The 26158-nt window shown below is 41.2% G+C and carries 14 protein-coding genes and 1 tRNA gene; 3 read left to right on the top strand and 12 right to left on the bottom strand.

The annotated features are described in order from the left end of the window. Positions 1 to 24: 24 nt before the first annotated feature. On the top strand, positions 25 to 1842 hold the full coding sequence (locus WKT12_RS09630) for an LTA synthase family protein (RefSeq protein WP_340319595.1): 1818 nt from the start codon (positions 25 to 27) through the stop codon (positions 1840 to 1842). A gap of 109 nt (positions 1843 to 1951) precedes the next feature. Here WKT12_RS09630 and WKT12_RS09635 read toward each other — a convergent pair whose 3' ends face one another. After that, complete coding sequence (locus tag WKT12_RS09635; protein ID WP_021970692.1) at positions 1952 to 2602, bottom strand: nitroreductase family protein; 651 nt, start codon at positions 2600 to 2602, stop codon at positions 1952 to 1954. A 236-nt stretch (positions 2603 to 2838) separates the two neighbouring features. Continuing rightward, entirely contained in the window at positions 2839 to 4443 is a 1605-nt protein-coding gene (gene pckA, locus WKT12_RS09640; RefSeq protein WP_340319559.1) for a phosphoenolpyruvate carboxykinase (ATP), read from the bottom strand. Positions 4444 to 5007: 564 nt separating this feature from the next. Between pckA and upp the strand changes: the two genes are divergently transcribed. Next, entirely contained in the window at positions 5008 to 5661 is a 654-nt protein-coding gene (gene upp, locus WKT12_RS09645; RefSeq protein ID WP_021970024.1) for a uracil phosphoribosyltransferase, read from the top strand. A 368-nt stretch (positions 5662 to 6029) separates the two neighbouring features. On the opposite strand, the gene WKT12_RS09650 is transcribed toward upp, so the two are convergent. The 10 genes from WKT12_RS09650 to WKT12_RS09695 all read right to left on the bottom strand — a co-directional run bounded on the left by WKT12_RS09650 (position 6030) and on the right by WKT12_RS09695 (position 25872). Next, positions 6030 to 7229: a basic secretory protein-like protein gene (locus WKT12_RS09650; protein WP_021970029.1), complete on the bottom strand. Its 1200-nt coding sequence runs from the start codon at positions 7227 to 7229 to the stop codon at positions 6030 to 6032. A gap of 27 nt (positions 7230 to 7256) precedes the next feature. After that, positions 7257 to 8873 (bottom strand): hypothetical protein, encoded by a 1617-nt coding sequence (locus WKT12_RS09655; RefSeq protein ID WP_340319560.1) that lies wholly within the window; start codon positions 8871 to 8873, stop codon positions 7257 to 7259. Positions 8874 to 8899: 26 nt separating this feature from the next. Further along, positions 8900 to 10855: a RagB/SusD family nutrient uptake outer membrane protein gene (locus WKT12_RS09660; protein ID WP_021970031.1), complete on the bottom strand. Its 1956-nt coding sequence runs from the start codon at positions 10853 to 10855 to the stop codon at positions 8900 to 8902. An 11-nt stretch (positions 10856 to 10866) separates the two neighbouring features. Then, positions 10867 to 14166 carry a SusC/RagA family TonB-linked outer membrane protein gene (locus tag WKT12_RS09665; protein ID WP_340319561.1) on the bottom strand — a complete coding sequence of 1100 codons (3300 nt, stop codon included), beginning with the start codon at positions 14164 to 14166 and terminating at the stop codon, positions 10867 to 10869. Between the two features lie 44 nt (positions 14167 to 14210). Further along, positions 14211 to 16526, bottom strand: coding sequence for a GH92 family glycosyl hydrolase (locus WKT12_RS09670; RefSeq protein ID WP_340319562.1), 2316 nt, complete (start codon positions 16524 to 16526; stop codon positions 14211 to 14213). A 2-nt stretch (positions 16527 to 16528) separates the two neighbouring features. Then, positions 16529 to 17338 carry a basic secretory protein-like protein gene (locus WKT12_RS09675; protein ID WP_340319563.1) on the bottom strand — a complete coding sequence of 270 codons (810 nt, stop codon included), beginning with the start codon at positions 17336 to 17338 and terminating at the stop codon, positions 16529 to 16531. 2 nt (positions 17339 to 17340) lie between these two features. Beyond that, on the bottom strand, positions 17341 to 19674 hold the full coding sequence (locus WKT12_RS09680) for a GH92 family glycosyl hydrolase (protein ID WP_021970035.1): 2334 nt from the start codon (positions 19672 to 19674) through the stop codon (positions 17341 to 17343). 285 nt (positions 19675 to 19959) lie between these two features. After that, positions 19960 to 22890, bottom strand: a complete 2931-nt coding sequence (locus WKT12_RS09685; RefSeq protein ID WP_340319564.1) for a helix-turn-helix domain-containing protein — start codon at positions 22888 to 22890, stop codon at positions 19960 to 19962. A gap of 114 nt (positions 22891 to 23004) precedes the next feature. After that, complete coding sequence (locus WKT12_RS09690; RefSeq protein WP_021971510.1) at positions 23005 to 24015, bottom strand: 2-oxoacid:ferredoxin oxidoreductase subunit beta; 1011 nt, start codon at positions 24013 to 24015, stop codon at positions 23005 to 23007. A 3-nt stretch (positions 24016 to 24018) separates the two neighbouring features. Next, on the bottom strand, positions 24019 to 25872 hold the full coding sequence (locus tag WKT12_RS09695; RefSeq protein WP_340319565.1) for a 2-oxoacid:acceptor oxidoreductase subunit alpha: 1854 nt from the start codon (positions 25870 to 25872) through the stop codon (positions 24019 to 24021). A 162-nt stretch (positions 25873 to 26034) separates the two neighbouring features. Here WKT12_RS09695 and WKT12_RS09700 point away from each other — a divergent pair. After that, positions 26035 to 26106 (top strand) — tRNA-Arg (locus tag WKT12_RS09700). Positions 26107 to 26158 lie beyond the last annotated feature (52 nt).

Consider the following 26158-nt stretch of genomic DNA (forward strand, 5'->3'; position numbering starts at 1 on the left):
TTCATTAAACTTACTCAGAAATATATGAAAAAAAGAATCGCCTATCTGGCACTGTTTTTCGTTATCATGTTACTGTTCTTCATGCTGCAAAAGCCATGCTTCATGCTTTACAACGATGCACCCGGAAGAGCAGTTCCGTTTATCGGCTACCTGCAGGTCATGCTACATGGAATGAGTCTTGATGCCGCAACCACAGGTTACCTTACAGCTCTTCCATGGCTCGCGGTACTCATCAGCATCTGGTTTAAGAAATTTCCGTTGCGGAGCATACTTACCGGATACTACGCCGTAATCTGTCTGCTGGTATCACTTATCTTTGTTGGTGACATGTGCCTTTACCCATTCTGGAACTTCAAGCTCGATGCTTCCATTTTCTTATATCTGGACTCCCCCAAAAACGCCATGGCAAGCGTTTCTACCGGATTCATCTTGCTGAGAGTACTTATTATCCTGTTGCTTTCGGGCTTTCTCACATGGATATTATACAAGGTTACCCCCCGACACCTGCCACCCGCACAGCGAAGAATAGCAGGAAGTATCGCTACCTTACTGCTGGGAGGAGTACTGTTTGTCATCATCCGAGGTGGAGTAAGTGAGTCGACATCAAATATCGGACAAGTATATTTCTGCAACGACGAGTTTCTGAATCATTCTGCTGTCAATCCGGCTTTCAGTCTGATAGCCTCAGCCGGAAAGACTAAGAACTACGCCGAGCAGTTCAATTTCTTCGATGAAACGCATCGGAAAGAATTATTCGATGACTTATATCCCACCGAAGGAAAAAATACCGTAGAACTGCTCAACACCAAACGGCCGGATATTCTGATTATCCTGATGGAAGGGTTCGGGGCTACCATGGTAGAATCGCTGGGAGGTGTAAAAGGTGCCAGCCCGAACATCGACCGTCTGTCCAAAGAAGGTATCTGGTTTACCAACTGCTATGCCAACAGCTTTCGTACCGACAGAGGTACAATCTGTACCTTTAGCGGCTACCAGAGCTTTCCAGACCTTTCGGTAATGAAGATACCAGCCAAGAGCCGTACTTTGCCTTCTATCGCCGGAAAACTGGTAAAAGAAGGCTATCGTACCGACTTCCTGTATGGAGGTGACATTAATTTCACCAATATGAAAAGTTATCTGCTGGAAAGTGGTTATCAAAAACTTACTGCCGATACCGATTTTCCCATGAGCCAGCACCAGAATGCGTGGGGAGTGAACGATGATATTACCTTCGATCACCTCTACCAGATGCTGAAGGACCGGAAAGACTCCCCCTGGCATACCGCCTTTCTGACTCTGAGCAGCCATGAACCTTTCGAAGTCCCCTATCATCAACTGAAAGAAAAGCAGCCCAATGCTTTTGCATTTACAGACCATTGCCTGGGTGAGTTCGTAGAACGTATCCGCAAAACGCCAATATGGAATAATCTGCTTATTATATGTCTGCCTGATCATGGATTCTACTATCCTGCCGAGGGCAACGGACATGACGCACGTATCCATCACATACCGATGCTCTGGCTGGGAGGAGCTGTCAAGCAACCTATGGTCATCGAACAGCTCATGAATCAGAGTGACCTGGCAGCTACTCTGCTTGCCCAACTGGATATCGATCACAGCGAATTCAATTTCAGCCGGAATATATTGGGCAGCGAATATACTTATCCGTTTGCTTACTGGACATTTGGAGGAGGTTTTGCCTTTGCCGACAGTACCGGAGTTACACTCATGGACCTCAACGCAGACCGGCCGGTACAGGAAACTCCCTCTCCTAACGAGAATCGTATCTTACGGGGCAAAGCCATCCTGCAAAGTTCTTACGATGACTTGGGCGCAAGATAACGAGCTATAGAAGAAACAATCTTTATATACAGTAATAAAGGACTCATCGTCAGACCGTTTGATAACAATTCGTTCTGACGATGAGTCCTTATTTTTTAAATACCAGATATTATTCTACAAACTTTACTTTTGCTGCGTCACGCGGCTTTGCAGCAGGAGTTTCATCCGGATAGCCAAAGCCGATACAATATAACAGTTCATATCCTTCGCTGAATCCCAGTTTCTGCAAGTATTCGGCGGCCTCAGGACTTCTCATAAAGCGTGCCGGAGTGCCCAGACAGCAACTGCCAATACCCATAGACCAAGCAGAAATCATCATATTCTCGGCCAGCAGTCCGCAATCGAAAGGAGAACTTTCCGACTGAGTATCACGACCGATAAACACCACCGTAGGCGCATTGCGGAACATATTCTTGAAAGTCGGGTCCTCGGCAGCCTTCGGGTTGGCTTTCTTATACAGTTCTGTTACTCCATTGATATAATCAGCATTATCTACCACGCGCACTTCCCACGCCTGACGGTTCATAGAGTTAGGAGCATTGATACCGCATTCCACAATGGTCTGCATCTTTTCCCGTTCTACCGCCTGCGGCTTATACTGGCGGATACTGCGGCGTGTCATAATTGTTTCCACTACCTGATTCTTTACACTATCCTGTGCCGGAGCTTCTGCCGGAGCCTGTTGCTGCTGTGCTCCGCCGCCACAAGCCATCAAAGGCAACAATAATACAGCCAAAGCTGCTTGTTTCAAGTTTTTCATAAGCATTATTCTTTTATTCAATCAATAACGTTTCGTCTATAAACTTTCCAACGAACAGTTCTAAAATTACTGAAGACATCCGTTTAAAGTCCGCATAAAAATAATTCTTTTCCTGCTATTACAATATTTTTTCCTCAAGAAAATCAGCAACAATCATCAGGCTAAAAACAAAAAAATAAGAGGATACTCTTTCGAGTACCCTCTTACGCTGATTATCTTGTAATGTTAAGTTCTGATTACAATTTCGGACCAGCAGCAACCAAAGCTTTACCAGCTTCGTTACCTGTGAACTTAGCGAAGTTCTTGATGAAGCGAGCAGCCAAGTCTTTAGCTTTTTCTTCCCACTTGCAAGCGCAATCGTAAGTGTCACGCGGATCCAAGATCTTCGGATCAACACCCGGCAATTCAGTCGGAACAACGAAGTCGAAGTAAGGAATAGTCTTAGTAGGAGCTTTTTCGATAGAACCATCCAGGATAGCGTCGATGATACCACGAGTATCACGGATAGAAATACGTTTGCCAGTTCCGTTCCAACCAGTGTTAACCAAGTAAGCCTTAGCACCAGTCATCTTCATCTTCTTAACCAGTTCTTCTGCATATTTAGTTGGGTGCAATGACAAGAAAGCAGCACCGAAGCAAGCTGAGAATGTCGGAGTCGGTTCAGTGATACCACGTTCTGTACCAGCCAACTTAGCAGTAAATCCTGACAAGAAGTAGTACTGAGCCTGTTCTTCGTTCAAGATAGATACTGGAGGCAATACACCGAATGCATCAGCAGACAAGAAGATAACTTGTTTTGCGTGAGGACCTTTAGAAACCGGTTTAACGATGTTATTGATGTGGTAGATAGGATAAGAAACACGAGTGTTTTCAGTTACGCTCTTATCAGCGAAATTAATCTTACCGTTAGCATCTACAGTAACGTTTTCCAACAAAGCGTCACGTTTGATAGCGTTGTAGATATCCGGTTCAGATTCCTTATCCAAGTTGATAACCTTAGCGTAGCAACCACCTTCGTAGTTGAATACACCTTCGTTATCCCATCCGTGTTCGTCATCACCGATCAACAGACGTTTCGGGTCAGTAGACAAAGTTGTCTTACCTGTACCAGACAGACCGAAGAAGATAGCTGAGCTCTTGCCTTCCTTGTCTGTGTTAGCAGAACAGTGCATAGAAGCGATACCACGCAACGGGTTGAAGTAGTTCATCATAGAGAACATACCTTTCTTCATTTCACCACCGTACCAAGTGTTCAGGATAACCTGTTCCTTAGTAGTCAAGTTGAATACAACTGCAGTTTCTGAGTTCAGACCCAGTTCCTTGTAGTTTTCAACTTTAGCTTTAGAAGCGTTGTAAACAACGAAGTCAGGTTCGAATGATTCCAATTCTTCTTTAGAAGGACGGATGAACATGTTAGTTACGAAGTGAGCCTGCCATGCAACTTCCATGATGAAACGAACTTTCAGACGAGTAGCTTCGTTAGCACCGCAATAACCATCAACTACATACAGTTTCTTGTTTGACAGTTCTTTTGCAGCCAAAGCTTTCAAAGCGTTCCAAGTTTCTGTAGTAACAGGTTTGTTATCGTTTTTGTATTCTTCAGAAGTCCACCATACAGTGTTTTCACTTGTAGCGTCTTTTACCAAGAATTTATCTTTAGGAGAACGACCAGTGTAGATACCAGTCATTACGTTTACTGCACCCAGTTCAGTTACCTGACCTTTTTCATAACCTTCCAGACCAGCTTTTGTTTCTTCAGCGAACAATACGTCGTAAGAAGGATTGTGTACGATTTCTACGGTTCCAGTGATACCGTACTTAGTAAGATCTAAATTTGCCATTGTTCAAATGATTAATTTGGTTATTATATCAAATGTTTAGTTTTCCGTTTTACCGTCCAATAGACCAGTGAGTTCAGACCCCCTCGTCTTTGGCGATACAAAAGTAGTAGTTTATTTTTAAACTAAAGAAGTTATTACAGAAAAAAATCCGTAATAAACTAAAGATTTATACTTGTGTAACAAATCTGTCATTTCGACATTGCAACTATGAATATTACCACCTGAAACAACAGGTATATTTACGAAATTCCCCAAAGTAATGCACACACGAAACATTAGTTCATGCGGCAAACAGCAGCCTGACTCCCCCGTAACCCTTACTTTGGTAATTATCTCATATTAAAGGATATTTATCATTACTCAAAACATAAAAGGCCTTACTCAGGCTGCTTAAGGCCTTTTATGTTAGAAAGATGAAGATAAATCTTTTCCCGAACAGGTTATAACAACAGAAGCTGTGACTCTATCTTCATAAGACACAACGTGTTCATATCTGATATATTTCACGAATTATCCGTATATTTGCGGCATAAACATGTAATAATCAAAAAAAAGAACCAATCTATGAAAATTGTAGAACTGAACCGGAATAATAGTATTCTAAACCAGTATCTGGCAGAGATTCGCGATGTAAATATACAAGGTGACAGCCTGCGTTTCCGCCGCAACATCGAACGTATCGGAGAAATCATGGCATACGAAATCAGCCGTGACCTTTCTTACCAACCGCTGGAGATACAGACACCTTTAGCCATGGCAACCGAAAACGTGCCTGCCATACAGCCAGTCATCGCTACTATCCTGCGTGCCGGACTGCCGCTACACCGGGGATTCATTAATTATTTCGACCGCGCTGAGAATGCTTTTGTTTCGGCTTATCGCAAATACATAGACGCCGACAATTTTGATATCCATATAGAATACATCGCTTCTCCACGTCTGGACGGAAAAACGCTGATTCTGGTAGACCCGATGCTGGCTACCGGCGGTTCGATGGAGCTCGCCTATAAAGCATTGCTCACCAAGGGTGAACCTGCACACATACATATTGCATCGGTCATTGCCAGCCGACAGGCAGTAGAGCATGTGCAGAAAGTATTTCCACAAGACAAGACTACGGTATGGTGTGCTGCCGTCGATCCGGAACTGAATGCACATTCGTATATCGTACCGGGGCTGGGCGATGCCGGTGACCTGTGCTACGGAGAAAAAGAATAGGCTGTTTCGAAGCAAACCCGCTTCCGTTTCGGAAATTCACGGGCAAATTTGAATCGTTTTTTGTACAAAAAATAAAATTTTTTGTACAAAAAGAATAAAAAGATAAGGCCGTTTCTCTTCTTTCCTGCAGAGAAACGGCCAATATATTGAAAAAATTACCCGTTTTTGCCCTTCACAGCCTTCACCTGATTCAGGGAATACAGAACCCTGCGCCGCATAGTAACGGAGAAATCGCCGAAAATCGGGCAAAAAATTGTCCCCGTGAAGGGCGTGAAGGGCAAAAACGGCAAAATAAACAGTTAATTATACGCAAAGAGTCATTCCTGCCACACGCAGGAATGACTCTTTTATTTACTACAATAGTTATATTATCCTACATTCTCACTTTTCGCATCTTCAATATATTCATTCCATAAATCTTCTATCTTATAATCTTCACCCAGAATATACTGAACAGCTTTCTCCAAAGACCACTGGCTACCCATCTTTTCAATCGTAATCGTCAACTTGCGAAGAAAATCACCATCGTATGTTCTGAGCCAGTTCATAAAATAGCCAGAAGTACCATAAGGCAACTGCCATACATAAGGACAAGGGGTTTCACCAGATTTTCGGTTTTCATCATAATATGCGCCAGAATTCAACGCTGTACTGATACGACTGGCGTCCGTAACTCCACAACAAGCGCTTCGTATGGCATCAGCCATTCCTTCTATACACGAAGGCTGATTACTGCCTACCCCTCCGGTTTTCTGAACCAGATGAGAGAACTCGTGTATCAAGACCCCTCGAATCTCAAAAGTCGCATCATCTATCGAAACAGAGCCATCGCTTACCTGCCCTACATACTCAGAACTTAATCGCATCAACGGACCTTCACTATCTCCCGATACGTAGGCTACAGCTCCAGGATAATCCATTTTTCCTAAAATACATTTAATCCACGATACTGGCTGCTGTCCGGCATCAACTGTCGAACTATAGATAGAAGATAAAACCAACTGCAAAATCTGTGTATAGTAGGATTTTTTCTCTTCATCTGTTTTCCCTACAATTTTATCATAGGCTTCACTTACCTGACTGCTTACATTGTCTTCTGTCACCAGCTTGAAAGTAGGAGGAACAATATCAAAGAAGACATCTGAAGATGTTACATTGGTTAACTTCAGGTCGTCGGCCGAAGCCCACTCACTGACTTCCTCACCTCCATCCTTATTCCATATACAACGGTACTGAACAGTAGCAGGATTCTTGGTTACAACCGTAAAATAATCATAAGAACTCGCAAAATTAGGATTAGCCATGATTTTTACGGTTTTAGACTGACCGCCCAATGCCTGAAAAGAGACTTCAACTCCTTTATAAAGTTTAGGGTCGGGAGTAGTCCGCCACGAAATCTTCAATTCATTCAAATCTTTATTATAGGTAGCCCCTCTGGCTTCCAGTGCCTCACCACTGACAGGAACTACTCCTTCGGGAAGTTCTCCAAAAACTTGTCCTCCGTCATTTACACACGAGCTTGTGGCAAACAAGCCCAAAGCCATCAAACATATTAATAGTTTACGCATATCTTTTTCTTTTTGGGTTACTAATTATTATTGAAATACCGGTTGCGGCCAATAAATAAAGGTATCGCTGACAATACTGAATACATACAAACCAGCTTCCGGAGTATCGTTACTTCTTACTATTATATGATCCTCATCGAACAGGAATGTGTAAATATTAGGACAATAAGACTTAACTACATTAATGTCTGATCCATAACCGGCAGCCAATCCTGCATCTTTATTGAACCGGATAATATCCGTTCCCTCGACCGGAGTCATATTGCCTCCCTGATAAAGCATGAAGTAATAATTATCCACGTAAATTACAATAGAAGACCAGTCACCGTTCCACTCAAAGATAGGAACATTATCAAAGCCCGGTATCTTATTGTATTCATCCTGCAAATTACTGCTCATGACACATCGTACATTCTTAAACTGCGGCTGACTACCACCCGGCAGTTTAATCCAGTCTGCCATCTTATATAAACTTGTCTTATCTTTTCCATAAGATACATTTGCTGTCAGCTTATTGGATGCACTCAATCCAGTCAATTCTACTGCTTCATCGCCTACCTTGATAGCCTGCAAGGATTCATTTCCGACACCTACCGGCGACTGGAAACTCAGTACACCTTCTTCCGTAACAGTCAAGACTGCATTAACCCGACTGACTTTCTGATTGGCATAGCTTAAGAAATGAACTGTATGGTCATTCTTCGTAACATAATAATAAGCAACAAAATCGCCATTGGAAGCAGAACGTATTACACCCGATCCCCATCCGAGTTCAAACATTTTTTCAATCAAACGTACTTCCGGAGATTTGATGTTATCCAGTTCTGCCTTAGAAGCTTTGGTCATGGTATATGAAACGCCATTCGATTTACCTTTGCAAGTAATCGTATTTTCATCTGTACTCATGATAACCAGTACATTCTCCTGAGCAAGCTCTTCAAAGTGCGACTGAACTAAAGTCAGTTCAACCTGCCCTTCACTGTTCTGGCTCAACGAATAAGTTCCGGATACATTCTGAGGAGCACGTTCTGATTTTGTTATAACAGTTTTTTGTTCCGTATCAAAAATAAAGTAACATGTATTTCCCGACAAAGAAATTTTCCATCCTCCGCCTTCTTCTACAGAAGCCAGCAGATAATCGATTTTTTCTTCTTCAGTCATTATTGCATCCATCTCTTTCCGAGGTGCACGCTTCCACATATATTCTGAATTCGACTCTTTTCCTTTACAGGTAATGCTACTGACCTTTGCACTGGAGATAACGAAAGTTTCATCTCCCAAAACCGACTTCAAATCCGATCCTACAAATGAAATCTCAACCTGTTCATCCTCATTCACCGCCATCTTGTATTCATAGGAAACCAATCTCGGATTTACCGTCGATTTCATTTGATACTTACCTTCTTCAACATTAAAGAACAGGTAAACGGCTATATCTTCTTTCGTTATTTTCCAAACTTCATCCGAACTGGTAGTAAGAACCTGTTCTACATCTTTTATCAGTTCCGATTCTTTATTATCTTCTTTATTACCACTTAAGTCTGTACCCGGGTACACCAGTTCCAGCGGATCGCTATACCAATCGCATGCACCCATCATTGTACCCATCAAAGCGATAAATATAAAATTCTTCAGTAATTTCATAATCTATTAGTTTTTCGGTTATAGTTTTACCATCCCGGATTCTGTTTCAGAGAAGGAGTCTTTGCAATCTCATTCGAATTGATCGGGAAGAAATAATCACGATAAGTCACTCGTCGCGGAGCCAGTTGCTTTCCTTCAAAACGCTCCATATGATAAGATTTTCCACCTACCTTGATTGCTCCATTTTCATCCAGAACCGGCTGCATGCCATGTATGTAGTGCTGTGTCTGAGGATACTGACTCTTCTTTTCGTCAAACCACTGCTGAGCACGGGTATCTTCCGGCATTGCCAGATACTGGCTTTCTTTACTTTCCTCTATAGGATTAGTCATCACTCCTTTATAGCGTAAGGTAAAATATCGGTTATTCTCAAAGAACAGTTCTACACGACGTTCACGGTCAATATACTCACGACGTACTTTCTTGTCTGTATCAAACTCAGGTGGTACTGGCTTCATAAAGGAGCGCTCGCGAATCTGATTAAGCATAGATTTCATGATATTTACATCACCATCTGTTTCATTCAACGCTTCTGCATAAATCAACATCAGTTCCGGCAAGCGGATTAACGGGAAATGCATGCTGGATATGCTGGCATTTATTGACCAATCGTTCTGTATAAATTTACGTAAAGCATAACCTGTACGCGTACTACGTGTATCACGTATCGTACTGTTTACAACAGCATCACTACTACCTTCGGCTATGTTATATTCTTTACCCATCAAAACAGCACCCATGTATACAATATCTCTGTAGAAACGTGGATCACGATTTACATAAGGATTCTTGTCATCGTAATTGGAGGCTGTATAGATATCGCGTCCATAATCGCCATCAATAACTTCATACTGGTCTACCTGCTCCTGAGTAGGCTGATTTCTTGTCTGGCCACTTCCATACGACTCCGGAATATTATCCTGAATCCAGCGGGTATCCTTGCTGTTCAGTAAGGTCAGAATAGCTTCGTTGTTGTAGAATGTATTATCTCTAAACATTTCCTCCAGACGCTTGTAGACTTTATCACCCGAATTCGATACAAAGTCGTTTTCACCATACTGTTTATAAAGCGAGTATCTACCCATATCTACTATTTCCATAAACTCCTCGGCCGCTTTCAATGCATTCTGCCAACGTTCAGGCTTGTATTCTTTATATTCCTGAGCACCGACACGTGTATCGTTATCACCCAAAGGAGAAACACCTGTAGGATTACCTTCTGCATCTCTCAAACCTCCGTTATACAAAGGTTGCGCTGCAATCCAGCGTACAATAGCCTTCAATGCCAGACAAGCACCTTTGTCTATACGGTTAAATTCTTCTCCTTCCTGTCTTACCGGTAACCGGCTGGCAGCCTCATCCAAATCATTGCATATCTTTTCAACGCTTGTATGGACCGATTCACGTACTGCATAGGTAGCAGGATCCTCATTCAGAGAATACAACCGGTCACTATAGACCATTTCTCCATGCCAGCGAAGAATCAGATAATGATAGTACGCTCTGAAAAAATACGTTTCTCCAATACGCTTGCTCAACAACCCCGGAGACGAAGGATGATCGGGGGTATCATATTCTTCTACTCCCCAAATGATTTTATTCGCCTTTCGGATAGACTGGTAAAAGGTCCACCACCAGCCAAAGCCCGAACCACCATAAATACTACCTATTGATGTAGGATCGGCACTTAATTCACCATTCAGAATTTTATAAGGAGCATCGGCATCCGCCTTGTTAGCTTCAAGTTCATCACAAATAGCTCCAATATTATGGCTATAGATTGTATTCAGTCCCAAACTGTTCAGATACATATCCGAATATAACTGTGTAACCAGTTCGTTTACCTTGGTATATCTGGAAAAGACTTCCGCCTCCTGAAGCTTTCCATCATCTTCTCTTTCCAGATAATCACTACACGAAGGAGTAAGTAAACACAAACCTCCTATTGTAATACAAGCAAGTATAGAATTAATAAATTTCATCTTTCTTCAAATTAGAATGTAACATTTACTCCAAAATTATAGATTCGCTGAATAGGATACCATGAACCATTTCCATTACCTGTTTCAGGGTCCATATTCACATCTCCAAGTTTATCGAATGTCAACAGGTTCATACCTTGTACATAGAAACGTACCTGCTGTAAATGAGCTCTCTGTATCAGCTTCTGCGGCAAAGAATATCCTATTTCAATATTCTTCAAACGAAGGTAAGAAGCATCGTACAAGAACAAACTGCTGGAAGCATTCTTATTGTTAGGATGATTACCCAAGTGAAGAGCCGGATATGATGCGTCCGGATTTTCGGGTGTCCATGAATCCAGATGCATGCTCTTTACTTTACCCATATTGTTTCCTTGAGCACCCATTACAGGGAAATCCCATACTGCCGGACCACTCAACTGCAATGAAGTGAGGGCTGCACCCTGGAAAAGCATACTCAAATCCCAGCCTTTATATGATAATCCCAATGGAATACCAAACTGAAGTTCCGGAGTCTTCGGATTACCCATAGCTTTCATATCATGCTGATCGTCTACTTTCCCATCATTATTCAAATCTTTGTAAACAACATCACCCGGCGACAACTTACCCCAAGGCTGGAAACCCGCACCGTCGTTCATGGCATTCAGTCTGTCAGCCTCAGCCTGGTCTTTTACGAAATGGTCAACCTCGTATACAAAATATTCACCTACACGATGTCCTGTACGCTGCATCCAAGGTACAGCACGGTCAATTTCCATCATATCCAGAATCTTATTGCGGGCAAATCCGGCATTAAAACGGATATAATAGTTAAAGTGGCGTCCTATACGATCATTCCATCCAACTTCCAAATCAAAACCTCGGTTGATAACCTTACCGGCATTGACATAAGAAGATGTCTTTCCAAATACATCAGGAATACCTACGACATCACTACCTCCTGTATTTGTGATAATATCCCAGCGCTTTTCATAAAAAGCATCGATTGACAAATTCAGGCGGTTATTAAACATATTCATATCAATACCTGCATTGTACTTGATGCCACGTTCCCAAGTCAAATCGGGATTAGCCAGGTCGCCTTCCTGCAAACCACCTCCCATTGACTGGTTATAATTTGTACCGGTATTCCAAGAACTGGCATTCGTTGAGTTGTAATACTGTACATACAAGAAACGTCCGATACCCTGGTCATTTCCAACCCAACCGACAGAGCCTCTTAACTTCAAGTGATCCAGCCAGCCTTTTGTTCCATCCATAAAACTTTCTTCAGTAGGTACCCATCCTAAAGAGAATGAAGGGAATACACCATAACGATGTGCCTTACTGAAGTTTTCAGAACCATTGATACCGACATTGGCCTCGAACAAGTATTTGTTCTCATAATCGTATGTTGCTCTGGCAGCAAATCCCTGATAACGATAGGCAACCTCATTACCAATGGTACGCTGCGAACGATGCATGGTAAACATTCCCGTTACATTGTGTCCGCCAAAGCTACGCTGATAATCCAGTTTAGCCTGCATATACACGCGGGCAATAGCCATGCTTGCCGAATAACTATTTTGCTTCGTATTGTCAACAGTAAAGTTAGATATAGCCGGAGTATAAGCGCCACTGTATCTGACTCTGTCTGGAGTAGCATAAATACCCAATCCTTCCGAAGGATAGAAAGTCGCATATCCACCATATTCCTCGTTGTTTGCTACTTTTCGAGGGATAGAGCGGTCGATAGCATGTGTTTCTTCAATATCATAAGAGAACATACCTTCTACTTTCAAACCTTTGGTGATAAAGTCCAGTTTATGACCTATGATAAAGTTTCCCTGGAAATTGATTTTATGAGTGGTCTTATATCCCATATAGGCAATTTCACCCAAAATATTCTTTGTGAACTGGCTATTACCAAATAAAAGTCCGTTAGGATGATCGGTATAGTAGGTTTCATTACTTGGATGTCCATTCCTTTCCAGTACAACCGGATAAATTGGAGGAGTAGTATTGGCTGTGAAAATAATATTTCCAGATCCACCACCCGATTCATTCATATCTGTAATCTGTCCACCAAGATTTACACTGACATAAAAATTCTTGGTAATATCAATATCCAGACTCGTACGTAAATTATAGCGTTTAAAGCCACCATTTGTACTATATGCATCATTCAAATCAGAATACCGGTAGTTTCCATCCTGATTAAAATAACCAATCATTGCAAAATAACGTGCACGTTCGCTACCTCCACGCAATGACAATGTATAATTCTGCTGAATGGCAGGGCGAAAAGCATAATCGAACAAATCGATATTATAACCTAATCCGTCTGTGTTATCCCCCTTGGCACGAGCCCAGTTTGCAATCATCTCATCAGAGAACAGCTTAGACTGTACGGCAAGATCGTCTTCCCATCCCGGATTATCGTTTTTCAAAGCCTGATTATACAAACGAGCATAATCTGCCGAGCCTAAATAGTCCGGATATGATACAGGCTCTGCCATTCCGACCTGTGCTTTAAATTCGACTGTAGGCTTAGACTGAGAAACACCTCTCTTAGTTGTAACAATTACCACACCGTTTGCACCTCTGATACCATATACGGCTGTGGCAGAAGCATCTTTCAAAATAGAGAATGTTTCTATTTCATTTGGATCCAAGTTGGAAAGGCTTCTTTCCACTCCATCCACAATTACAATAGGCGCCTGAGCACCTGAATTATATGAGGACAAACCACGCACTGCAAAGCTCGCAACATCCTTACCAGGCTCACCTCCTCCAAACTGGGTTACGGTCAGACCAGGCAAACGTCCGGCTAATGCGTTGGTAATATTTGCACTCGGACTTTGCGAAAGCTCCTTCACGTTTACCGAAGCAACAGAACCTGTCAAAGTAGTTTTCTTTTGTGAGCCATAACCGATTACCACAACTTCCTGCAAGGTCTTCGAATCTTCTACCAATGTAATACTCAGTTCGCGCTTCCCTTTCAAGGGGATGTCTTTTGTGGTATATCCGATAAAAGAAACAGTTAAAACAGCATCTTCATAGGGAACAGTCAGAACAAAATTACCGTCCATATCGGTAATTGTACCAAGGCTCGTACCTTTCACCATAATATTCGCTCCAATAATAGGGAGCTTGTCTTCATCAAGGACAGTTCCTTTTACCTGAATCCCTTTCGACTGTTCAACACCAATCGATAACGCCGGATTTTCGGCTGCCCAGCTGGGTGAAGAGAGCAAGCATAGAAAAGCCATAGGATATACCAAACGCATACACCTGAATTGCTCTCCTCTAAATTTCACATCTTTCATAGGTTCGCTTTTAAAGTTAAACATTATTAGAATTATTCAGTTTTTTACTTTCCCGAACGATATACAACCGTTTTTCCCGGCAAGGATATAGACGGAGGAATATCTCCTTTGGCAACTCCCCGCTTGTAAGAAGGTTTCTCATCCATTACAAAATGAAGGTCGACCCCATTTTGTACCATATCGTAAGGCAAATAAGATTTATCATATCTCTGCCCGTTTACATAAAGTTCTTTTACGTATACGGCTTTTTCAGACCAGCCTTCCGTCGTCATCTTTATCTGCTTGCCATTGCTTAATGTAATCTTCAAACCTTCAACACATGGAGAACCGATGTTATAAATATTGCTGGAAGGAGCAACCGGATAAAGTCCCAGACAATTAAACATATACCAAGCCGACATCTGTCCGCAATCATCATTTCCACTCAGTGAGCCCGGTTCATTGCCATAGAAACGAGAGGCTATTTCACGTACCCACCGCTGACATTTCCAGGGCTGTCCCAAGTAATTATACAAGTAAGCAACATGATGGCAAGGTTCGTTTCCATGCCAGTAACCGCCAATACGCCCCTGTATGTCGTGTGCCCCCGGAATATCTTCCGGCAATTCCACAGTAAACAATTCATCCAGTCTTCTCTGGAAAAGTTTTTTCCCTGCCAGATTGATATATCCCTGTACATCATGAGGAACATACCAGGTATATTGCATTGTAAAACCTTCTGTAATATCTCCCCAACCATTAACCGATCCCGGTCCCTGATAAGCAATAGGACTGAATGGAGTACGCCATGCTCCTTTGCTGTCTTTTCCACGCATGTATTTTGTTTCCGGATCGACCAACGTCTGATAAGAGAGTGAACGGTTCAGAAAATACTGATAGTCCTCTGTTTTTCCTAACGCCCTGGCTGCCTGCGCTATACAATAATCATCGTAAGCATATTCCAGTGTTTTTGAGACTGATTCGGCTTCATGATCGAACGGTACATAACCTTTTTCTCTGTATTCAGGCAAACAATCATAATGCTCATTCATTGCCGTATTCCTCATAGCCTCATATGCACGTTCGTAATCAAAGCCTTTTACACCTTTTACAATCATATCGGCCAAGACAGACACAGCATGATAGCCAATCATACACCAGGTTTCATTACCATAAAATGACCATATAGGCAACATCTTCTCTACGCTCTTATTGTAATGTGCCAGCATGGAATTAGCGATATCGGCATTAATGTCCTGATGAACCAGATTAAACCAAGGGTGTAAAGCCCGGTACGTATCCCATAAAGAAAACACTGTATAATTGGTAAATCCCTCTGCCTTTTCAATATTCTTGTCAAGTCCTCTGAAACAGCCATCTGCATCCTGAAAAATAAATGGATGTAACGCAGCACGATAAGCTGCCGTGTAAAAGGCTTCCTTTACTTCCGGTTTCGCCTCTATCTGGTATTTGGAAAGTTCCTTTTCCCATAAAGATACACCTTTCTCCTTCAAGCTATCGAACGTCATGCCATTCAGTTCCTGCAAATTCAAGGTAGCTCCTGCCGTACTGACTGCCGAAACCGATGTCTTTACAATAACTTCTTCCCCTTCGTCTGCCACAAAGGAAATACAAGCCATCAGATTCTTTCCCCAAGCTTCATAGCTGCTTCTAAAACGAGAAGTATTATAGATAACCGGCTTCTTGTCTTGCATAAAACGCACATTCTTCAGCTTTTTTGAAAATACAGCAGTAAAATATACATGACGTTCTGGCCCCCACCCTTTTACCAACTTGTATCCAGTCAAAGTGGAATCGTTTTCCATACGCAGATTCGACCACTCACAGCTCTGCCACAAGGTATGATTCATGTCAATCATAATAAATGCTTTATCCGATTTAGGATATGTAAAACGAAACATACCACTCCGAAGTCCGGCCGTCATCTCTGCCTTTACTCCATAGTCTGACAATTCCACCGCATAATAATTAGGCGAAGCCCATTCTTTTTCATGAGAATAACGAGAACGATAACCCTCTGTCGGATTCTCACGCGTACCCGGATCCAATTTCATTTCTCCCGTACCCGGAATAAACAAGAAATCACCCAAATCGGGGATACCTGTACCACTTAAATGTGTCAAGCTGAATCCTAATATGGAAGTATGATTATATTTATATCCGGCAGCAGCATCATAAAACTTAGCATCTGTATCCGGACTTATCTGTATACCTCCAAATGGTATTTGTGCTCCAGGATATACATTTCCATAACCATCGGTACCAATCATCGGATTTACATACCGTGTCAAATTTTCAGCAGAGAGCGTAAGTACCGGCAGGTAAGTACATAAAAGTATTATTTTCAGTATTTTCTTCATAATCAAACATTTCCATTTTCCTGAATATCACCAACAGCAACCTGATACTCATGCCACAAATCATCTATATCATATTTTTCTCCTAAAGCATATTTAATGGCTCCATTAAAAGACCATGGTATCACTTCAAGCGTACTCCGGTTAAACTTGCGCAGAAACTCCTTATCTTTATTATCTCTCAACCATACGAAGAAGAATCCCGCAGTACGGTAACCATCCATATAGTTTCCACCTTTCGGACGATCTTCCGGAGTAAAACCTCCATTAGCCACACGAACCGCATCGGCCATTCCTTCTATAAATGCCCAGAAGACACGGCTGGTTCCGTAATTTCCAATACCCTGAGGCTCCAACTGATAAGCGTGAGTCAGTTCGTGTAACAAAACTCCCCTTGTTTCGAAAAACAATTTGGCCGTATCATTTTCTGCAAATGATTTCTCAATATGACGAGTACTATAAAAAATGCTTACCACTCCATTTCCTCCATCTTTAGCAGAAACACCATCTATATCTTGCAGAGAATAATGAATCGTATCGACAGGGACAATACTATCGGCTGGAGAATCGTATAATGTAGCCAAAACTGTGCGGGCCTGCGTTGCTATATAATCCTGTGGATTGGTTACAATACGATGGTATACTTTTGAGCCTTCACTTTTCGGAGCCTGGTCATCGAAGGCTATATGTCCAACCGGATAATCTCTCCAAATGCTCATAGCTTCCTCCGCTGTCACATCTTTCTTCTGTCCCATACAAGCCGATATACCGGTCATTCCTATTATTATACCAGCCAACAATAATTGTGATTTCATATTTATTTGATTCCGTTCGTTAATGAATAAGGTTTATCTTCTATTTTTTGTCCTCGTTTTTTCTCCGGTGAACTTCCCATGGTAAACTCCCATACCCCACCTTTTAATAAATCTGCATGAGTGACATACAATTTCTCATATTTTTTCCCATTAATCTTGAGTGACTGTACATAACGTCGGGTATCACTAACTCCTTTTGCCTTAATCTCCAAAATATTTCCATTAGGTAAACGTAACTTGAGATAGGGGAAATAGGGAGCTCCTAATACATATTGGTCTGTTCCTGGACATACAGGATAAAAGCCCATTACCGTAAACATATACCACGCAGACATCTGACCGCAATCATCATTTCCTCCCAATCCGTTAATATCGTTACGATACATCCGATCAATTATCTCCCGTGTCCAGTATTGCGTTTTCCAAGGTTGTGAAGTCCAGGCATACAAATAGGGAATATGATGACTTGGTTCATTGCCATGTACATATCCGCCAATCAAACCTTCTTCAGTAATATCCTCATTCTTCTCATAATATTTTTTGGGAAGATGCATCTCGAACAACTTATCCAAACGACTTAAAAACACCTTTTCACCTCCCATCAAGTCTATAACGCCATACACATCATGCGGCACGTGAAAAGAAAAATTCCAGGAATTTCCTTCTATAAAGCCTTCACCATGTGTCTGCAAAGGATCAAAATCACTTTTAAAATTTCCATCAGCGTAACGTGGGCAAGCAAATCCACATTTCCGGTCGAATACATTACGATAACTCAAGGCTCGTGTATAATATTGCCGGGCAATATCTTCATTCCCTGCACTCAAAGCCGTTTGGTAAATCGTCCAATCGTCATAGGCAAATTCCAAAGTAGATGAAACTGCTGTACTGCTCTTTTCGAAAGGAATATATCCCAGTCTTTTATAATCGTCTAAATGGTCATAATAATCTACGTTCGATGTTTCTACCATAGCTTGCAAAGCCTCTCCTTTTTCAGTGAATACATTCTTCGCAATGGCATCTGCCAAAACAGGAACGGCATGATATCCGCTCATGCACCAGTTTTCATTCCCCATCAAGCTCCATACCGGCAACATTTTATGAACACTCTGCTGCTGATGGCGAATCATTGATTTTACCATATCCGCATTCTCTACGGGAGTTATCAGGTTCAGGAATGGATGTTCTGCACGATAAGTATCCCATAAAGAAAAAATCGTATAATTCGTAAAGCCTTCTGCCTTATGAATATTATGGTCCAACCCACGATAAGATTTATCTACATCCATATATACCGATGGATTTATCATCGTATGATACAATGATGTATAAAACATTGCCTTCTCGTCTTCGGTTCCTTCTATTTCAAACAAATCGAGTTTTCTGTTCCATACTTCGGCTGCTTCATTGGCGATTTGTTCAAAACTCTTTCCTCCTGCCTCTGCATATAAATTCTTCAACGCCCCCTCAGTACTAACAGCAGAAAGGGCTACCTTGACAACCAATTCTTTATCAGCAGATGTATCAAAGTTAAAATAAGAGACAACAGAGCGGCCACTTATTTCCGGGAAGTTATGACTTAAATCAAAACGTCGCCAAAATCCGATATAAGCCGGTTCCTTTTTATCTATATATCCATAATCCTTTATCGGCTGTGAAAAAGAGATGGCAAAATATGTATAATTAGTCCGAGCCCAACCATTTGTAATCCGATAACCGGTGAGCAACGTATCATTCTCTACTCTCAGATTACTCCAAAGAACTTTACCATCATAATTATAAATGCCATGATTCAAATCGAGAACAATACGCCCATCTTCTGAAGAGTAAGTATATTTGTGAATTCCAACACGGGCAGTAGCCGTCAATTGGGCTTTCACCTTATAATCATCCAGCATCACCTCATAATATCCTGCTGAAGCGTGTTCGGTGGCATGACTATAACGCGAACGATAGCCTTCATCGGGAAAAGCTGCACGTCCTGGATTCAATTTCAACTTTCCTACAGTAGGCATTATCAAGATATCACCCAAATCCGAATGCCCCGTACCACTCAGATGAGTATGACTAAATCCGACAATCGTAGAATCTGAATATTGATAACCTGCACAATATTTATATGCATCTTTTTGATATATACCATTTACATTATGTGGAATTGTATCGGTATCCGGACTGAGCTGTATCAAACCAAAAGGAACGCATGCGCCTGGGAAGGTATGTCCCATACCGTTAGTTCCGATAATCGGATTCACATAATCTACAACTCGCTGCTGAGAAAATACCGGAGAGAACAATAATCCGGCGAACAAACAAACATGTATTTTTCGAAGCATAGGAACAAGGTTTAAAATCAATTTCTATATGTAAAAATAGGAAGAACCAGACATAAACCTTTCCTCCTTAAGGACATTCTTCATTAATAAGTTAAAATGTCCCAATAAAGAATTAAAAATAAAATACAGAACAAAAGAATCTACTGATTATCAAGATAATAATATCATCAATATGCATATAGAGAACAAACAGGAAAAGGCATAAAGTCAGATTAAAGAACATACAAGAACAAGAAAGGAACACTTATATTACCCATTAACGCGACCATTTCAGACAGTAATCCTTTAATTGGCTGAAGCAGCACCTTTATGTCGTGCACGATAATTTTTAGGCGTAGTTCCATACTTATCGGCAAACTCTTTATAAAAATAAGGACGGCTGGAAATCCCCACGCTTTCGATTACCTCCTGAATAGACATATCAGTATCTGATAGAAGTTGGGCAGCCTTATCCATACGGTATTTTTTAATGAAATCGCTGGGAGCAATTCCCGACAAATCTTTAAACTTACGATAAAACTGACGAGGACTTATATGCATTTTCTCTGCTAAAAAGGTCGGTCCCAACTCTTCTTTATCTAAGTTTGCTTCTATTATTTCAAGTATTCTTTGAATAAATGTGATTTGTTCAGACTCTATACAATAAGGGAAATATGCAGACCAGCTTCCCAAGGCCTTCTCCTTCATCGACAAATTTTCCTCTAAACGTATTTCTTCAAGTCCTCTTCCTGATATTGCCCATGCCCTGGCCAAACGACTAAAGAATCCCTTTCTATATAATCTATAAACATATCCACTTAAACAAAGAATAATAAAAAGAGAAATTCCTAAATAAGCCCATATCGTATGATACCAAAAAGGAACAATCTTAATTACAACTGAATACTCTTCATAAACGGTATCAAGTACATCCTTTTTATAACGTACACGGAATACATACTTACCAGGAGGTACGTCTTTGAACACTGCTTCGTTCTCTTTAGAAAAAAGACTCCATTTTTCATCGTACCCTTCCAGTATATAGGCGTATTCTATATCAGCATTAAGATAATCCAATGCTACAAACTGAAGAGAAAATGTATTTTGCCCTTCAGGTAATACAATCATTTTCTTATCATCCGAATAATATCGGTTAAGATTGACTTCTTCACGATCAATAATCAGTTTCCGAAGAACCAGCTTAGGATAATATTCAGGAATAGAAGACTGGCGATCGTTCATATAAAGTAATCCGTCAACACCTCCTAAAAAGATATCACCATTATACGGACTACGATAATAGCTGTCGTCACTAAATTCCCCTATTTCTATACCTTTACTATAATAATATGTATAAGATCCTCCACTTACCGGGTCATACTTTATCATTCCTTTATTGGTACCCATCCATAAAATTCCAGCATCATCCTTGACAATGCCATGCACCATTTCATTAACAAGTCCCTGTTCCCGACCAATATATGAAGGTACAATATTTCTTCCATTAACCTGAACAGAAACCAGTCCTGCCGTAGTCCCGACAAAGACATGACTTTTATCATATTCACATAAGCACAAGACATCATTTACAGCTTTTCCTAACATAGCCCGTAAAGAATAAACCTGATATTCATTCTTACGAATATCAAACCTAACCAATCCCTGGCCACGACTTCCCATCCACAAAACGGAATCACCCTGCACCCACAAAGAAGAATATTCCACAATCTCCTTTTGCTCTGCAAAACAACGAAAGCGTCTGAATCTTTTTATCTGCGGAACATCATGTGAAACATCCAAAACGACCTTAATAAGTCCTGTCCCTAATGTAGCCAGCCAAAGGACAGAATCATTTTCTTCATATAGCCCATGAATTTCTGTAGAATACTTTATAGACCCCTGTACCGGAACTAATTTATCGCTCTGATAAGAATAATAATACAATAAGGAATCGGACATTCCTACCCAAAAATCATCGCCATGATTCTTTTTCTTCAACATAAATACCGGATAGAAGTTGGGACCACGCACATATTCAGATAAAGCCCACTTCCCTTTGGGAGAATAAATCAAGAGTGAATTTATATCAAGTTCCTTCTGATAATTGGGTATACGTATCAGCCCGTCCCCTTTTGTTCCAATCCACAAAGTTCCATAATGATCCGTCATAATACCTCTTACCTGTCCACTAATTGACGGAGACATACGACTTAACATTAAATTCGTAACCAATGCATCCTTTTTGGCAAACTTTACCACACCAGCCCCGTCTGTACCCATCCACAGAATCCCCTGCTGACTATCTGTATAAGCAGAAAATATACGTAAATCGACACGCATCAAATCTTCCTGATATTGTTGTGAAGCCATCAGACGAAGTATGCCACCTGTATGAAGAGTAATTAATACGTCATCGTAAAAAGGGAAGACATTCATAAAACTACCATACTTTCTCAGGAGTTCGCCTACATTGCGAATATACACTTTAGACTTCTTTGAAGCATCATACAGATATAAATCGTCCGCCGAATCAATAAAACAAATTACTTCACTTTGAATAAAAGTCTTTTTAATCGGTTTAGAATGTAGAAGAGATGATGTAACCTGCAAATTTGTCTGTAAAGAATCTGTAGAAAAAGAATTTAATGAAAAATGATACATTTTGGTATCATTCACAGGCACAATATGAAGTTCTCCTTTTTCATCAACAAAAGCACTTTGCTGAAGATTGTCTAAATGAAAATTCATTTTACCAGCCTTCACAAAACACCGATGACGAACATTGTAATAATATATGTTCCTTTTCCCGACAATCCAACTATTGCCTTTCCGATTAGAAAAAACAATTGTTTCTTCATCTGGGAAAATATAATTATCTATAACCGACAAAGAATCGGTAGAAAACAGGTTCACTCCAGAAAAGCTTTGTACCCATAGTTTATCATCTGCTGCAATTTGAATACGGGAAATAATATTATTATCCAGTGTCCTTCCTTTTGAAAAGTCGGTACGGAATACTTCTATTGTCCTTCCATCGTAACAGTTCAAACCGTCATAAGTACCGAACCACATCAAACCCTGATTATCTTGCAGAATACTTAAAACGGCACTGTTTGAAAGCCCTTGCAGGTGATTAATTGTAAAAGAAGAATATGAACCGGAAGCAAACACTAACTGAACACACGCCATAAGAATGGCTGCAAAACAGATTTTTATATAGTGAAACCCTCTCCCCATAATTCATATTTTATATAAGATATACTACAAAAATACAAAATTTTGAATAAAGAAGAACAAAAAAATATAAGGAGCCGAATGATAATTTATCGACTCCTCATATTTCCTTATTCTTTATTCTATTTCCCAAGTATCATTTGTAGCCAGTAATTCAGCGAAATTATGGTATTTCTTCTTTGCTGAAACTTCTTCTATCTGTGCTTCGACAGCCGCATCATACGTAGGAGCTTCCACATCACGAATAACTCCTAAGGCTATCGGAAAATCGGGGCCTTCCATAAGTGCCAGCTTCAGTTGAAGTGTATGATCTTCGCAGTGGGCATCGTGTACCAGGATATCTTTTTCTGTAATCCCGTTTTCGCCCAATTTGACGACCTTCAGTCCAAAGCCTTCCTGCATCAAGCCAAATTCCTTATTCGGGCCAAAAAGCATCGGTTTGCCATGTTCCAGATAAATAGCATTACGGTCACGATCTTCTTTTTTGGCAACAGCATTGTGGGTTCCATCGTTGAATATCACACAATTCTGAAGAACCTCTACTACTGATGTTCCTTTATGGCGAGCTGCCGCCTTCAATACGTCGACAGAAGGGCCACCATCTACAGCCACACAACGAGCAAAGAAACGTCCACGTGCTCCAAAGCACAATTCAGCAGGACGGAACGGATCTTCTACCGTACCGTATGGTGAAGACTTACTGATGAATCCACGTGCTGAAGTAGGAGAATATTGTCCTTTGGTCAATCCGTAAATACGGTTATTCAACAAAATGATATTAATATCTACATTACGACGAATGGCATGAATAAAATGATTACCACCAATGGCAAGTCCATCACCATCACCTGAAATCTGCCAGATAGTAAGAGCAGGATTCACTACTTTTGCACCCGTTGCAATAGCAGCAGCACGTCCATGAATGGTATGCATGCCGTATGTATTCATGTAGTAAGGCAAACGCGATGAACAGCCAATACCTGAAATAACCGCTATCTCATGGGGAGGTACACCCAGTTCGGCTAAAGCCTTGTGAAAGGAATTCAAAAATGCATGGTCACCGCATCCCGGACACCAGCGTGGCTGCCCTGCTTTATAATCTGCTGCTGTATATTTTGTTTCACTCATTGTTTATTCCTCCATTAATTTAGTAAACGCATCAACCAATTCCTGAACGACAAAAGGCTGTCCTTTTACCTGATTGAACTGATGCAGGTGAATACCTTCAACTTTCATACGCAAATAGCCTGCCAACTGACCCATATTTTGCTCTGCAACTACAATCTTTTTATAACGTCGGAGTACATCTGCGGTATTTTTAGGTAAAGGATTGATAAATCTGAAATGAGCCAGTGCAGCCTTCTTTCCCCGCTTGTTAAGTTCATCCATAGCAGAATGCAAATGACCATACGTTCCACCAAAACCTACAATCAATAAATCGGCTTCCGGATTACCTTCTACTTTCAGTTCCGGAATAGAATCGGCAATCTTTGCGACTTTCTCAGCACGCAAACGTGTCATCAGGTTATGATTTTCCGGATCTGTAGAAATGGCTCCTGTTTCATTACTTTTCTCCAGACCACCTATACGATGCATAAAGCCTTCCATACCCGGAGTAGCCCAGTAACGCACACCCGTCTGAGGATTACGCTGGAATGGTGTCCAGCTTCCTGCCATATCTGGAGTTACATATGGAGGACAAATAGCGGGATATTCGTTCAAATCGGGTAAACGCCATGCTGCCGAACCGTTGGCAATATATGCATCTGTCAGCAACACAACCGGAGTCATGTGCTCCAAAGCAATCTTACAAGCCATATACGCCGCATCAAAACAATCAGTTGGAGAAGAAGCCGCAATGACAGGCATCGGACTTTCACCATTTCGGCCATATAAGACCTGTAATAAGTCTGTCTGCTCTGATTTGGTAGGAAGACCTGTAGATGGTCCACCACGCTGTACGTCGACTACAACTAAAGGCAATTCGGTAATAACCGCCAGGTTCATAGCCTCACTCTTCAGACAGATACCAGGTCCCGATGTGCTGGTTACAGCCAGTGCGCCAGCAAAAGCAGCTCCTACAGCCGAAGCACATCCAGCAATCTCATCCTCACACTGAACTGTTTTTACACCAAGTGACTTATGTTTTGCCAGTTCGTGCAGAATATCAGTAGCCGGAGTAATAGGATAAGAACCCAAATAGAGCTGCAAGCCAGCTTTTTCGGCAGCAGCTATCAGCCCATATGCAGTAGCCTTATTTCCGTTAATATCCATATAACGCCCTTTTACCTTCTGTTCCTTGCTGGGAACCAAATAACTCATGGCAACCGAGGCATGGGTATTTTCTCCAAAATGATAACCATCGTAAAGCACTTTTACGTTAGCTTCGGCTATTTCAGGCTTTTTCGCAAACTTTTCGCGCAGCAGTTTTTCGCCTACACTTATATCGCGATGAAAAAGCCAGCAAACCAATCCTAATGCAAACATATTCTTGGTTCGCATAATGGACTTATTGTCAAGTCCACTATCTTTCAAGCTCTCCTTACACATTGTGGTGATAGCAGCTTCTACCACTTCATTTTTAATGCCAAGCTCTGAAAAAGGATTTTCCAATACGAACTGTGCCTTTTCCAAGTCACGCTTCGTAAAAGAATCTGTATCAATGATTATAACCGACTGCGGTTTACAAAATTTATACTGTGTTTTCAATGCAGCTGGATTCATCGCTACCAGTACATCGCACTTGTCGCCCGGAGTATATACCTTACCAGAACCGATATGCACCTGGAACCCTGAAACCCCTGTCAATGTTCCTTGCGGAGCACGAATATCAGCCGGATAATCCGGAAAGGTGCTGATATCATTTCCTTCGGCAGCCGAGATATTGGAAAACATATTCCCAGCCAGCTGCATACCGTCGCCTGAATCACCCGAGAAGCGAACGACTACATCATCCAGCTCCTTGACTATCATTTCTTCTGCCATAATATGCTATTTAAAGTTTACAAATTCACTAATCGCAAAATTGGCGAACTTCCTTTAAAAATCAAAATAAAACCGCATTTATTTCATTTGTAAAGGTATGCCTCAAGTTTTTCAAACAAAAACATTGGGATATTATGAAAAAGCAGTAAATTTGCAATCACTGCCCTTGTAGTTCAACGGATAGAATAGAAGTTTCCTAAACTTTTGATTCGGGTTCGATTCCCGACGAGGGTACTTATACCAAAAAAGGCCATGTCAACTTATTGACACAGCCCTTTTCCGAAAA

It is taken from the genome of Phocaeicola sp. HCN-6420 (assembly GCF_037890145.1).
Lineage (GTDB): Bacteria > Bacteroidota > Bacteroidia > Bacteroidales > Bacteroidaceae > Phocaeicola.

Excerpts from the sequence above, each read along its gene's own strand:
- WKT12_RS09630 (WP_340319595.1), top strand. The coding sequence starts at position 25 with ATGAAAAAAAGAATCGCCTATCTGGCACTGTTTTTCGTTATCATGTTA.
- WKT12_RS09635 (WP_021970692.1), bottom strand. The coding sequence starts at position 2,602 with ATGAAAAACTTGAAACAAGCAGCTTTGGCTGTATTATTGTTGCCTTTG.
- pckA (WP_340319559.1), bottom strand. The coding sequence starts at position 4,443 with ATGGCAAATTTAGATCTTACTAAGTACGGTATCACTGGAACCGTAGAA.
- upp (WP_021970024.1), top strand. The coding sequence starts at position 5,008 with ATGAAAATTGTAGAACTGAACCGGAATAATAGTATTCTAAACCAGTAT.
- WKT12_RS09650 (WP_021970029.1), bottom strand. The coding sequence starts at position 7,229 with ATGCGTAAACTATTAATATGTTTGATGGCTTTGGGCTTGTTTGCCACA.
- WKT12_RS09655 (WP_340319560.1), bottom strand. The coding sequence starts at position 8,873 with ATGAAATTACTGAAGAATTTTATATTTATCGCTTTGATGGGTACAATG.
- WKT12_RS09660 (WP_021970031.1), bottom strand. The coding sequence starts at position 10,855 with ATGAAATTTATTAATTCTATACTTGCTTGTATTACAATAGGAGGTTTG.
- WKT12_RS09665 (WP_340319561.1), bottom strand. The coding sequence starts at position 14,166 with ATGAAAGATGTGAAATTTAGAGGAGAGCAATTCAGGTGTATGCGTTTG.
- WKT12_RS09670 (WP_340319562.1), bottom strand. The coding sequence starts at position 16,526 with ATGAAGAAAATACTGAAAATAATACTTTTATGTACTTACCTGCCGGTA.
- WKT12_RS09675 (WP_340319563.1), bottom strand. The coding sequence starts at position 17,338 with ATGAAATCACAATTATTGTTGGCTGGTATAATAATAGGAATGACCGGT.
- WKT12_RS09680 (WP_021970035.1), bottom strand. The coding sequence starts at position 19,674 with ATGCTTCGAAAAATACATGTTTGTTTGTTCGCCGGATTATTGTTCTCT.
- WKT12_RS09685 (WP_340319564.1), bottom strand. The coding sequence starts at position 22,890 with ATGGGGAGAGGGTTTCACTATATAAAAATCTGTTTTGCAGCCATTCTT.
- WKT12_RS09690 (WP_021971510.1), bottom strand. The coding sequence starts at position 24,015 with ATGAGTGAAACAAAATATACAGCAGCAGATTATAAAGCAGGGCAGCCA.
- WKT12_RS09695 (WP_340319565.1), bottom strand. The coding sequence starts at position 25,872 with ATGGCAGAAGAAATGATAGTCAAGGAGCTGGATGATGTAGTCGTTCGC.